General features: G+C 70.2%; 11 protein-coding genes. 3 read left to right on the top strand and 8 right to left on the bottom strand.

Annotation, left to right across the window (positions count from 1 at the left end):
• Positions 1 to 188: 188 nt before the first annotated feature.
• The gene (locus ABD378_RS06620) at positions 189 to 1,667 is read right to left on the bottom strand and encodes an esterase (protein ID WP_344519486.1); all 1,479 of its coding nucleotides are present in this window, start codon (positions 1,665 to 1,667) and stop codon (positions 189 to 191) included.
• Between the two features lie 170 nt (positions 1,668 to 1,837).
• Positions 1,838 to 2,416 (bottom strand): helix-turn-helix domain-containing protein, encoded by a 579-nt coding sequence (locus ABD378_RS06615; protein WP_344519485.1) that lies wholly within the window; start codon positions 2,414 to 2,416, stop codon positions 1,838 to 1,840.
• A 173-nt stretch (positions 2,417 to 2,589) separates the two neighbouring features.
• Here ABD378_RS06615 and ABD378_RS06610 point away from each other — a divergent pair, with 173 nt between their 5' ends.
• Both ABD378_RS06610 and ABD378_RS06605 read left to right on the top strand, forming a co-directional pair.
• Positions 2,590 to 3,294, top strand: coding sequence for an SAM-dependent methyltransferase (locus ABD378_RS06610; RefSeq protein ID WP_344519484.1), 705 nt, complete (start codon positions 2,590 to 2,592; stop codon positions 3,292 to 3,294).
• Positions 3,287 to 3,751, top strand: coding sequence for a DinB family protein (locus ABD378_RS06605; protein WP_344519483.1), 465 nt, complete (start codon positions 3,287 to 3,289; stop codon positions 3,749 to 3,751). The genes ABD378_RS06610 and ABD378_RS06605 overlap by 8 nt, the downstream gene beginning before the upstream one ends.
• Positions 3,752 to 3,793: 42 nt before the next feature.
• Here the strand turns inward: ABD378_RS06605 and ABD378_RS06600 are convergent, their stop codons facing one another.
• Both ABD378_RS06600 and ABD378_RS06595 read right to left on the bottom strand, forming a co-directional pair.
• On the bottom strand, positions 3,794 to 5,329 hold the full coding sequence (locus ABD378_RS06600) for an alpha/beta hydrolase (protein WP_344519482.1): 1,536 nt from the start codon (positions 5,327 to 5,329) through the stop codon (positions 3,794 to 3,796).
• Positions 5,330 to 5,539: 210 nt separating this feature from the next.
• A complete protein-coding gene (locus ABD378_RS06595; protein ID WP_344519481.1) occupies positions 5,540 to 6,277 on the bottom strand; it encodes a DUF4232 domain-containing protein in 738 nt (245 codons plus the stop codon).
• A gap of 355 nt (positions 6,278 to 6,632) precedes the next feature.
• Between ABD378_RS06595 and ABD378_RS06590 the strand changes: the two genes are divergently transcribed.
• Positions 6,633 to 6,923 carry a hypothetical protein gene (locus ABD378_RS06590; RefSeq protein ID WP_344519480.1) on the top strand — a complete coding sequence of 97 codons (291 nt, stop codon included), beginning with the start codon at positions 6,633 to 6,635 and terminating at the stop codon, positions 6,921 to 6,923.
• A gap of 379 nt (positions 6,924 to 7,302) precedes the next feature.
• Here the strand turns inward: ABD378_RS06590 and ABD378_RS06585 are convergent, their stop codons facing one another.
• From ABD378_RS06585 to ABD378_RS06575, 4 genes are all read right to left on the bottom strand, one after another.
• Positions 7,303 to 9,696, bottom strand: a complete 2,394-nt coding sequence (locus ABD378_RS06585) for an ATP-binding cassette domain-containing protein (RefSeq protein ID WP_344519479.1) — start codon at positions 9,694 to 9,696, stop codon at positions 7,303 to 7,305.
• 174 nt (positions 9,697 to 9,870) lie between these two features.
• Positions 9,871 to 10,281 carry a VOC family protein gene (locus ABD378_RS06580; protein ID WP_344519478.1) on the bottom strand — a complete coding sequence of 137 codons (411 nt, stop codon included), beginning with the start codon at positions 10,279 to 10,281 and terminating at the stop codon, positions 9,871 to 9,873.
• 135 nt (positions 10,282 to 10,416) lie between these two features.
• Complete coding sequence (locus tag ABD378_RS44140) at positions 10,417 to 10,494, bottom strand: 50S ribosomal protein bL37 (RefSeq protein WP_370443954.1); 78 nt, start codon at positions 10,492 to 10,494, stop codon at positions 10,417 to 10,419.
• Between the two features lie 112 nt (positions 10,495 to 10,606).
• Entirely contained in the window at positions 10,607 to 11,236 is a 630-nt protein-coding gene (locus tag ABD378_RS06575; RefSeq protein WP_344519477.1) for a cysteine hydrolase family protein, read from the bottom strand.
• Between the last annotated feature and the right edge of the window lie 144 nt (positions 11,237 to 11,380).

The following is an 11,380-nucleotide window of genomic DNA, read 5'->3' as shown; positions in this document are numbered from 1 at the left end:
GCGCGCAGCTGCCTGGCCGTGGCGGCGCCGATGCCCGTTCCGCCGCCCGTGACGATGACAACACGGCTCTCTGTCATGCCTGTTCAGCCTCCGAACGCAGTCGTGAGCACATGGCCGCGATCATACGTAGGCCGCTCACGACCGCGTTCGGACGGGCTGCCGGACGGCCCGTCGCGGGCCGTCGGCGGCTACTCGTCGATCGCCGCGCCGAACGCCGCGCCCTTGCCGGGCGCGCCCAGCGATTCCGCGCCGTACGTCCAGGAGCCCGACGCGGTGACGCCGCCGGTTCCCGCGGACAGGACCCACACCACTCCGTCACCGAGGTTCTCGCCGGGCGCGGCGGCCAGGAGACCGAAGCGGCCGTCGCGGTTCGGGTCCGTCAGGCGCACCTGGGCGCCCCACTTGTCGCCCTTCTCGGCCACGCCGGGGATGTCCGCGGAGTTCTGGTCCCAGGACTTGGCGCCGCTCGCCGTGAGGCCGGCGTCCGAGCCGCGCAGCACCCAGGCCGCTCCGGCGTCCGCGACCGTGCCGATGTCCTCGCCCGGTGCGCCGATCGCGACGTCCGCGTAGCCGTCGCCGTCCGTGTCCGCCACGGACAGATCGGCGCCCCAGCCGTCGCCGCGCTCGGCGGTGCCGGGTACGCCCGCGGTGTCCTGCGTCCACCACTTGACGTCCTGCGAGGGTCCGTCCTCGCCGCCGTAGCGGACGCCCACCAGGCCGCCGGTCTGCGTCTCGCCCCCGTCGTCGGGGGAGTTGGGCTCGCCGGTCACCAGGTCGTCGTAGCCGTCGTGGTTGATGTCGCCGGACGCCGCCGCGGGCCCGCCGCGCAGATCGCGCTCGTACGCGAGGCCGTCGGCGTTCCCCGAGAAGTACGCGGACCAGCCGTGCCCCGGCTCGTCGCCCACAGACACGCCGGACACGACGAGATCGGCGTATCCGTTGTCGTCGTAGTCGCCGGTGGTCAGCGACTTCGGCAGGATGTCGCGCCCCTCGGCCGCCGCGGAGAGCCGCTCGGTCGCCTGCCGCCGCAGCGGGGCCTGCCCGTCTGCCTGCGGTGCGGCGTCGTACGCGAAGAGCTCCAGGTCGTCACGGTCCAGTACGGCGAGCACGTCGCCCGGCGTCTCGCCGGTCAGGTGCGCCGCGGCCAGGCTCAGGCCGAACTGCTCGCCCTTGGTGGGTTCCTGGGTCTCGAGCCAGTCGCTGGCCGCGCCGCTGAGGCCCTCCTTCGAGCCCCACAGGATCGCGACACCACCGGCGTCCGCCGTGTCGCCGATGTCCTCGCCGGGGATGCCGACGATCGCGTCGTCGTAGCCGTCCCCGTCCAGGTCACCGGTGGCGACGGCCGTCCCGAAGCCGTCTCCCGCCTCCGCGGCGCCGGCGACCCCGGCCGTCGACTGGCTGAACCGGTCGACGGAGGTGGTGCCCATGCCTCTGGAGGAGCCGTACTGGGCGGTGACGAGACCGGCGCCCTTCTGGCCGCTGACCGTCGCCCCGGGGGCTCCGACCAGTACGTCCTCGTATCCGTCGCCGTTGAAGTCACTGTTGCGGTCGTTGGCGTGCGTACCCCCGGGGGTGCCTGCCACAGCGGAGGGGGCAGCGGCGATGCAGGCCCCGGTGAGAAGGAGGAATGAGGCCGCGGTGAGGGCGGCCGAACGGTTCTTGCGCACGAGCGGCTCCTGTTAAGGAAGTGGCCGGGCAGGTGCGAGGGTGTCCGGAAAGGGCCCGTTCCTTGTCCGGCGCCCTGTTCGACACCGGATGGGGCACAAGGGTTGTACGCGGCCTTCGGTTCCATGGTTTCGCCCCCGCGGCGCCGATCGGCACGCAACAGCTCCGTGGGTCACCGGCCGGACGGTGCCAGGTGGGCGCGCTGCCCCTGCGCGCCGAACAGGGCGAGCAGCTCCGCGGGCCGGCTGTCGGCGCTGCCGATCCAGTGCGGTGTGCCCGTGTCGAACTCCGCGGCCTCGCCGACGCCGAGCCGGAACTCCCGCTCGCCGAGCAGGAACCTGACGCTTCCGTCGAGGACGTAGAACCACTCGTATCCCTCGTGGGTCTGCAGGTTCAAGGTGGATGCCCGGCCGGCGGGCGGATAGATCACCTTGTAGGCCTGGATGCCGCCCGCCCGTGTGGTCAGGGGCACCATCACCAGGCCGGCTCGCCGCACCGGCCGCAGGTGGACGCGCGGGTCGCCGGTGGGCGGCGCCGCGACGAGATCGTCGAGCGGGACTCCGTGCGCGCGGGCCAGCGGCAGCAACTGCTCCAGTGTCGGGCGGAGCTTGCCGTTCTCAAGGCGGGACAGGGTACTCGCCGTGAGGCCGGTCTCGTCTGCCAGCGCCGCAAGCGTGGCGCTCCGCGCCCGGCGCAGGGCACGCAGACGCGGCCCGACTCCGGCCAAGACGTCTTCTGCGGGGTTGTCCATGGCCCGATGATGCGGATCCGCAACTTTTCTTGCAAGGGTGAAACGTCGGTGCCGATGCTGTCGGTACATCACCGGCGCCGAAGGTGCGTATCGGATTTCGGGTCACACTCGGCGCGAGTGCGTACCGGATTTCGGATCACGCTCGGCGCGCCGGCCGACGAAGGGCACCTCAGATGGATTCCACCCGACGCCGACGACCCACCACCGACGCCACGAACCATCAGGTCGCGGCGGACGCGGATGCCGAGCAGTTCTGGGAGCGGCACTACCGCACCCGGCCCACCGGAGGCGCACGCGTCAACCCGCTGCTCGCCGAGACCGCCGCGCCGCTGCGCCCCGGCACCGCCCTTGACCTGGGCTGCGGCGCGGGCGGCGACACGATCTGGCTCGCCGGGCAGGGCTGGCACATCACCGCCGTGGACATCTCCACGACCGCCGTCGAACGAGTGCGGGCACGTGCCCGCGAGCTCGGCGTCGCGGACCGCGTCGCCACCGAACAGCACGATCTGGCCGGAAGCTTCCCGGCAGGCCGGTTCGATCTCGTCTCCACCCAGTACTTCCAGACCCCGCTCCCCTTGCCCCGCGGCCGAGTCCTGCGCACCGCCGCACGGGCCCTGCGACCCGGCGGACTGCTGCTGATCGTCGACCACGGCTCCACCGCGCCCTGGTCGTGGGACCAGGACCCCGACATCCACTACCCCACACCCACCGAGATCGCCGCCGAACTCGATCTCGACCCCGCGTACTGGTCCGTCCTGCGCGCCGACATGCCCCGTCGCTCGGCCACCGGGCCATCCGGCGAGACCGCCACCGTCATCGACAACGTCCTGCTCTTCCAACTCACCGCGGACAAAGGCCGGATGAGCACCGATGACTGACCGACCGGACCACACCGACGAGAAGGCCACGCTGCGGGGCTTCCTCGACCAGCTGCGGAACTCGGTCGCGGGCAAGGTCGTGGGCGTGCCGGAACCACAGGTCCGCACGGGCCAAGTGCCCTCGGGTACCAGCCTTCTCGGGCTGCTCAGGCATCTGGCGTACGTCGAACGGTTCTACTTCCTCGGTGAGGATGCCGACGACTGGCCCGCGACCATGCGGCCGTCCGCGGAGGACACCGTCGACGGCGTGCTCACCGACTACCGGAAGACCGTCGAGCGAGCGAACCAGGTCATCGACGCCTGCCCGGATCTGGCACTTCCCGCCCCGCGGCCCCCGCGCCGAGGAGCGGCGCCCTCGATGCGATGGGTCCTGGTGCACATGATCGAAGAGACCGGTCGGCACGCGGGCCACGCCGACATCCTCCGCGAGCAGATCGACGGATCCACCGGCCGCTGACGGCGCCACGGTCACCAGCCGGTGTGCCGGAGGTCAGCTAGGTCAGCCCAGGGGCCCCGGGGCCGGGAGCGAGGACGCCGCCCGCTGCTTGCCGGGGGCCGCCTGGCACGTCACGTCGGCAGCCGGGAGTTTGCCGGTGGCCAGATAGGAGTTGGCAGCGGAGTCCGCGCACGGGTTCGTGGTGTAGACGCCGTGGCCCTCACCCTCGTCGACCGTCACCATCCGCGAGCCCTTCATCTGCCGGTGCAGGGCGCGTGCGGTGACCAGTGGGGTCTGCGAGTCCCACTCGTTCTGCACGATCAGCGCCGGGACCTTGTTGTTGACCTCGGTGGTGGCCTCAACGGGCCTGTCCCAGAAGGCACACGGCATGACGCCGGCGGCGAAGTCCCCGTACAGCGGGTAGCGGTCCGCGTCACGGATCGAGTCCCTGCGGTACGTCTCGGGGTCGCGCGGCCAGGAAGAATCGCCGCACACCACGGTCACGGTGGCCGAGATGTCGGGCTCCGGCGGGGGCTCACGAAGATCCAGGCCCTGCGCCGCCCTCCCCCCGGCGGCCTCCTTCAGCTTCACGACCCGCTCGGCCGCGTCGCGGACGGTGAAGAACTCCCTTCGCACCAGCTCCCGCACCCCGGCGCCGTCGAGCGGGGCCCCGTCGACGACGATGGGATCGCGGTCGGCCCTCGCGACCACATCCCAGAAGCTCTTGCCGACCGCGGCCGGTGTGGCACCGAGTCGGTACGTCGCGTCACGCGCGGCGGTCCACTTCGTCCACCGCTGGAACGCCCGCTCGGCCTCCGGGGCCCAGATCCGGAACATCCCGCGCCACATCCGCTTCGGGTCGACGGCGCTGTCGAGGACGAACCGGTCGGCGCGCCGGGGGAACATCTGCGTGTAGACGGCGCCGAGGGCGGTGCCGTACGACACCCCGTAGTACGAGATCTTCCGCTCGCCCAGGACCGCCCGCAGGACGTCCATGTCGCGTGCCGTGTTGCGGGTGTTGATGTGGACAAGCGTGTCCCCCGCCTTCGTACGGCACTTGTCGGCCACCGACTTGGCCCAGGCGACGTTCTTGTCGAACGTCCTCAGCGGTCGCAGCAGCGTGTTCTCCTCGGGGCTGAGCCCGCACTGGACGGGTGTGCTCCGGCCGACTCCGCGCGGGTCGAACCCGATGAGGTCGTACCGGTCCTTCACCTGCTGGGGCAGCTGGGCGTCCAGCTCGAGCGGCATCTCGAGACCGGGGCCGCCCGGGCCGCCCGGGTTCGAGAGCAGCACGCCGTGGCGTTTGCCGGGGGCGCTGGTCTTGAGCCGGGATATCGCGATGTCGATCTTCTTGCCGCCGGGGTGCCGGTAGTCCAGCGGAACCTTCAGCGTCGCGCACCGCAGGGCGGCGGGAGTATCGGCACCGCACCGCTTCCAGACCGGCTTCTGCTGGGTGTACGGGCGCAGCGCATCCGCTGAGGCCACGTCAGGTGACGAGCGTGTCAAGGGACTTGCTGTGGCGGAGGTAGCGGCAAGGCCAGGAGCCAGAGCCGCCATCACGCTCACCGCGAGCAGCGGGACGAGCGGGCGTCTTTGCATGTGGACGGTCCTTCCGATCGGCATCAACGGGCAAGAAGGATCATTCCTTGCCGAGCGGGCCGTGCGACTCATCCCACGAGCCGGAGTTTCTCCAACTCACGTGTCATACACAGGAGTTGGGCGTACTCCCGTGGGAGGAGCCGACACACGGTGACCCCGGACCGGGGTCCGGGTGCACCTTCGCGCCAGTCACCCCCGTGGTGCGACGACTCAGAACTCGTCGGCGCCGTTGCGCAGTTCGGGCGTCCAGTAGCCGGTCTTCGCGACCGCGTCGTCAACCGCGATGCCGCCCTTGGGCGCGGTGACGGCCTTGCTGCCCTCGGCGGGGCCGTCGGCGGCGAAGAGGTTCACGTGGAAAGAGGTGACGGCGCGATTCGTCTCGTCGACGCCGCCGTTGTTGATCCGCACGGCCGCGTAGGCCGGGGCGCCTGCGTTCAGCACGACCGGGGTGCTCGGCTTGCTCTTGGCCACGGCCGGAACGTCCTTGGCGGTCTGGATGTCGCCGAAGGCGATCAGCGGGTACTGCAGCAGCGTGCAGGCGTGGCCCGAGACGTTCGTGGCGGTGAGTGTGATGTGCGTGGTGGGTGCGCCGTCCTGCTTGGCCGCGGAGATCTTCACGTCGTCGGCGGCACAGACCGGAGCCTTGGTACCGGGCTTCTTCTTGGCGCCGGTCTGCGCGGCGGAGCCTGCTGTGTCCGAACCGGCTATGTCCGCACCGGCCGCATCCGTGCCCGCGCCTCCCTTCGTGTCCTCGCCGCCGTCGGCCGCGTCCTCCTTGCCGGAGCCGGAGCCGGAGCCGGTGCCCGTTCCGGTACCGGTGGACTGCGAGGCCGAGGCGGCTCCCTCGTCCTTCACGCCGTCGCCGCCGCCACAGGCGGTGAGCGTCAGACCGAGCGCGGCGAAGGCGGTTGCGGCGAGTACGGCAGGGCGGCGGGTGGAGGTACGCATGTGGGGGCTCCCCGGATGATGTGGTCGATGCCATGTGCAGCAACTGGTCTGCTCACAGCTTCGGTCCCCGCGCTGGCGTCCCGCTCACGTCTCACTGATGCCTCGCTGACGCTCTTCGACGCAACGCGATCACGGCCGCCGCCGCACGCCGTCCACGCCCAAAACCGCCTCCCGGAACGGCATGCTCCCAACCGCTCGAGAAGCCTCCGCGGGCAGTTGATATGCAGCTGATATGCAGCGCGGCGCCTGGCTGTTACCGCGTTCGGGTGTCTTGGCCCGCCCGGTGCAACCAGATGGCCGCCCGCCCGCTTCCTGTCCGACACAGGCATTGCCCGCCCGTCGTGAGGAAGCCGCCATGACTTCACCTGCCACCATCCTGCCGACCGTCAACTGGGACGCGGAGGCCGACTTCCTGCTGCCTCCGCCCGACCCGACGCAGCGTCTGGACATGGCGCCCCCGGCCGTGCTGACGCCCCGTGACCGGCACCGCCTGAGCCTGCACGCCACGCTCACCAGGGCCGGGATCCCTCCCCACCCCGACGACGCCAAGGCCATCGACGAGCTCAGCACACTCGACGACACGGTCGCCCTCGCGATCTGCCGTTGGCTCAGCACCCACGCCCATCCCACGACCCCGCTCACGTGACGCCACGCGGATGCTCACCGAGCACTCGCCCGCCGCGGCACTCGCAGCCGGTCAGCCTCAGCCTCTCCTCAGCCTCTGTGGAACAGGTCCTGCGGATCGACGCGCTCCCAGCGCGAGCGCGGTGCGGGCGCCCGCGGCACTTCCCGGCCCTCGGCACGCCACTCACGCACCAGCGCGTCGTAGATGGGGGATTGCGAAGGAGCTTCCCCGCCACCGGCCCTTGTCCCGGCGCGGGGCGGCCGCGGCGAAGGAACCCTGTTCCCCGCATCGCTCATGCCCGGTACAACGATCCTTTCCGCTCCCGGCAACGCCGCCCTCGCGCCGGTCGTTTCCGTCGAGAGACAGTCGAGCAATGGGCTCGCTCTTGAAACCGTGACGCTCAGGTGCCGACGTACGCCGAGAGGTGTTCGCCGGTGAGAGTGGAGCGGTCGGCGATGAGATCGGCGGGTGTGCCCTCGAAGACGATCTTGCCGCCGTCGTGGCCGGCGCCGGGGCCGAGGTCGATGATCCAGTCGGCGTGCGCCATGACCGCCTGGTGGTGCTCGATGACAATGACCGACTTGCCGGACTCGACGAGCCGGTCGAGCAGTCCGAGCAACTGCTCGACGTCGGCGAGGTGCAGTCCTGTGGTCGGCTCGTCGAGGATGTAGACGCCGCCCTTCTCTGCCATGTGGGTGGCCAGCTTGAGCCGCTGCCGCTCGCCGCCGGACAGCGTGGTGAGGGGCTGGCCGAGGCTGATGTAGCCGAGCCCGACATCGGCGAGCCGGTCGAGGATCTTGTGCGCGGTCGGCGTGTGCGCCTCGCCCGCGCCGAAGAACTGCTCGGCTTCGGTCACCGACATCGCGAGCACCTCGCTGATGTCACGGCCGCCGAAGGTGTATTCGAGGACCGACGGCTGGAACCGCTTCCCCTCGCAGTCCTCACAGATGGATTCGACGCCGGCCATCATCCCCAGGTCGGTGTAGATGACACCGGCGCCGTTGCAATTGGGGCAGGCGCCCTCGGAGTTGGCGCTGAACAGCGCCGGCTTCACGTCGTTGGCCTTGGCGAACGCCTTGCGGATCGGTTCGAGCAGTCCGGTGTACGTCGCCGGGTTGCTGCGCCGTGAACCCTTGATCGGCGACTGGTCGACCGAGACCACGCCCGCGGAGGCAGGGACGGAGCCGTGGATCAGTGAGCTCTTGCCGGAGCCGGCGACACCGGTGACGACGCACAGCACGCCCAGCGGAATGTCGACGTCGACCCCCCGCAGGTTGTGGCGGGTGGCGCCGCGGATCTCCAGCGTGCCGGTGGGCTCGCGCACCGTCTCCTTGAGCGTGGCCCGGTCGTCGAGGTGGCGGCCGGTGACGGTGTCGCTGGCCCGCAGCCCGTCGACGGTGCCCTCGAAACAGACGGCGCCACCCGCCGTACCGGCGCCGGGCCCCAGGTCGACGACGTGGTCGGCGATCGCGATGGCCTCGGGCTTGTGCTCGACGACAAGGACCGTGTTGCCCTTGTCCCGCAGCCGCAGCAGCAGGTTGTTCATCCGCTCGATGTCGTGGGGGTGCAGGCCGATGGTGGGCTCGTCGAAGACGTACGTGACGTCGGTGAGCGAGGAGCCGAGGTGGCGGATCATCTTGACGCGCTGTGCCTCGCCGCCCGACAGCGTGCCCGCAGGACGGTCGAGCGAGAGGTAGCCGAGACCGATCTCCACGAAAGAGTCGAGGGTCTGCTGCAGGGCGGTGAGCAGCGGCGCCACCGACGGTTCCTTGAGGCCGCGCACCCATTCGGCCAGGTCACGGATCTCCATCCTGCAGGCGTCGGCGATGCTGATCCGCTTGATCTTCGAGGAGCGGGCGCCCTCGGTGAGCCTGGTGCCGTCGCATTCGGGGCAGACCGTGAAGGTGACCGCACGCTCCACGAACGCGCGGATGTGCGGCTGCATCGCCTCCTTGTCCTTGGACAGGAGCGTCTTCTGGATCTTGGGGATGACCCCCTCATAGGTGAGGTTGACGCCGTTGACCTTGACCTTGAACGGCTCCCCGTAGAGGAAGTCCTGCAATTCCTTCTTGGTGTATTTGCGGATCGGCTTGTCCGGGTCGACGAGGCCGGACTGGGCATAGACCTGCACGGTCCATTGGCTGTCCGACTTCCAGCCGGGGATGGTGAACGCGCCCTCGGCGAGCGACTTCGAGTCGTCGTAGAGCTGGGTGAGATCGATGTCGGAGACCGAGCCCCGGCCCTCGCAGCGTGTGCACATGCCGCCGGTGCGGTTGAAGGTCGCCTTCTGCGCCTTGGTCTTGTTGCCGCGCTCGACGGTGATCGCGCCGCTCGCCCGGACCGACGCGGTGTTGAAGGAGTACGCGCTCGGCGGGCCGATGTGCGGCTTGCCGAGCCGGCTGAAGAGGATGCGCAGCATCGCGTTGGCGTCGGTGGCGGTGCCGACCGTGGAGCGGGGGTCGGCGCCCATCCGCTGCTGGTCGACGATGATCGCGGTCGTGAGCCCGTCGAGTACGTCGACTTCGGGGCGCGCAAGGGTCGGCATGAAGCCCTGCAGGAAGGCGCTGTAGGTTTCGTTGATCATCCGCTGCGACTCCGCGGCGATCGTGCTGAACACCAGCGAGCTCTTGCCCGAGCCGGAGACTCCGGTGAACACCGTCAGGCGGCGCTTGGGGATCTCGATGGTGACGTCCTTGAGATTGTTCACGCGCGCGCCGTGCACACGGATCAAGTCGTGACTGTCGGCGGCGTGGAGCGCAGGCGACTGCGTGTTCCTTCTCTTGGCGGGGCTCATGGTGCGTGTCTCCATCTGTCGGGCGGAGCCGCCTGCGCGGTCTCCGTCGTGCCGCCTGGCTCGATCTGATCATCGTCGAGCAGTACGTCAGGTTCTACGTCGTCGGCGTGCTTGCGGCAATGGTTCGCCGTCTGTCTGATCTACGGTGCCGAAAGTGGGGGGCGCCCGTCCGGATCAGCGCAGCTCCTGGATGCGGAGCATGTTGCCCGCGGGATCGCGGACGGCGCAGTCACGGACGCCGTAGGGCTGCTCGGTCGGCTTCTGGACAATCTCGGCGCCCTTGGCCCGCAGCCGCGCGAAGGCGCCGTCGAGGTCGGCCGTGGCCAGGAGGATGCCCGCGTAGGTGCCCTTGGCCATCATCTCGGCGATGGTGCGGCGCTCGGGATCGGTGATGCCCGGGTCGGTGGCAGGCGGCTGCAGGACGATGGATGTGCCGGGCTGGTCGGTGGGGCCGACGGTGATCCAGCGCATCCCGTCGTACCCGACGTCGTGGCGGATCTCGAAGCCGAGGGCGTCGCGGTAGAAGGCCAGGGAGGCGTCCGGGTCGTTGTGCGGGAGGAAGCTCGCGTGAATGGTGACGTCCATGGCCATCACGCTAGATCTGGCTCAGGGGCGGCGCTTCTCGATTCCTGACCGGTTCGGTCCGCGCGGTGCGGTGCTCCCGGGAAATGCCTCGGGGGCGGCACCACAAGGTGCCGCCCCCGATCGCCGCGCCCGCCGTCAGGACTGGGGGCGGCTGCCGTGGTTCGCGCCGTTCTTGCGGCGGGCCTTCTTCTTGCGACGTCGCTTCGAGGACATGGATACCTCCGTGGTTCCCGTGGTGCTTCCCGGGCTCGAGCCCAGGCGATCACGCCGCTCCTACCCAGGTCGACGCCTCGTCATTACGTGGCCTACGTCACCACGCCCGGGCTCAGGCAGGGATCGCGTCGACGGTGGGGACGACGGTGCCGAACAGGTCGGTGATGGTGGTCAGGGCGGCGGTCTGGAGCGCGGCGGCGGGCAGGACGGTGCCGTCAGGGGCGGTGAGGGCGCGGGTGGCCGTGGCTTCGGCGATCACGGTGGGGCGGTAGCCGAGGTTGAAGGCGCCCTGGGCGGTGTAGTTGACGCACATGTGCGTCATGAAGCCGGCGAGCACCAGATCCTTGCCGCTGCCCGGGGCGATGCCCAGGTCGCTCAGCGTCTTCTCCAGCTCGGTGGCGTGGAAGGAGTTGGGGAACTGCTTGACCACGACCGCCTCGCCGTCCACCGGGGCGACCTCGTCGCTGATGGCCCCGATGTGGGCGCGGATGTCGTACGGGGTGTCCTCGCCGCCGTCGTTGAGGATGTGGACGACCGGGATCCCCGCGGCGCGGGCGCGCTCCAGGAGGCGGGCGCCCGCCGCGAGCGCCGTCTCGGCGCCGTCCAGGGCCATGACGCCGGTGCGGTAGGTGTTCTGGAAGTCGATCATGATCAGGGCGGATTCGCTCAGCAGGGGCGGCTGGTCGTCCAGGCCGATCACGCCGCGCAGGGTCGTGGAGGGCTGGTTCGTGTGCGTGCTCATGGAGTGCCTTTCGGGTTCGTTGTTTCGCTGTTTCGTTGTTTCGTTGTTTCGTGGTGAATCACGGCATGCGGCATGGCGAAGCCGCAGGGGTCGCCGCATGCCAAAGGGGCGTTGACGGGCGGCTGTTGACGGGTGAAGAGGGTG

Origin of the sequence: Streptomyces rectiviolaceus (assembly GCF_039533825.1) — a bacterium.
GTDB classification, from domain to species: domain Bacteria; phylum Actinomycetota; class Actinomycetes; order Streptomycetales; family Streptomycetaceae; genus Streptomyces; species Streptomyces rectiviolaceus.
The sequence above is the reverse complement of the archived record's forward strand: the minus strand, read 5'-3'. Positions and strand labels throughout refer to the sequence as shown.

Bases quoted from the DNA above. Each gene is read 5' to 3' on its own strand.
- ABD378_RS06600 (WP_344519482.1), bottom strand. From the start codon at position 5,329: ATGCAAAGACGCCCGCTCGTCCCGCTGCTCGCGGTGAGCGTGATGGCG.
- ABD378_RS06595 (WP_344519481.1), bottom strand. From the start codon at position 6,277: ATGCGTACCTCCACCCGCCGCCCTGCCGTACTCGCCGCAACCGCCTTC.
- ABD378_RS06580 (WP_344519478.1), bottom strand. From the start codon at position 10,281: ATGGACGTCACCATTCACGCGAGCTTCCTCCCGCACAACGACCCGGAC.
- ABD378_RS06590 (WP_344519480.1), top strand. From the start codon at position 6,633: ATGACTTCACCTGCCACCATCCTGCCGACCGTCAACTGGGACGCGGAG.
- ABD378_RS06610 (WP_344519484.1), top strand. From the start codon at position 2,590: ATGGATTCCACCCGACGCCGACGACCCACCACCGACGCCACGAACCAT.
- ABD378_RS06615 (WP_344519485.1), bottom strand. From the start codon at position 2,416: ATGGACAACCCCGCAGAAGACGTCTTGGCCGGAGTCGGGCCGCGTCTG.
- ABD378_RS06605 (WP_344519483.1), top strand. From the start codon at position 3,287: ATGACTGACCGACCGGACCACACCGACGAGAAGGCCACGCTGCGGGGC.
- ABD378_RS06575 (WP_344519477.1), bottom strand. From the start codon at position 11,236: ATGAGCACGCACACGAACCAGCCCTCCACGACCCTGCGCGGCGTGATC.
- ABD378_RS06585 (WP_344519479.1), bottom strand. From the start codon at position 9,696: ATGAGCCCCGCCAAGAGAAGGAACACGCAGTCGCCTGCGCTCCACGCC.
- ABD378_RS44140 (WP_370443954.1), bottom strand. From the start codon at position 10,494: ATGTCCTCGAAGCGACGTCGCAAGAAGAAGGCCCGCCGCAAGAACGGC.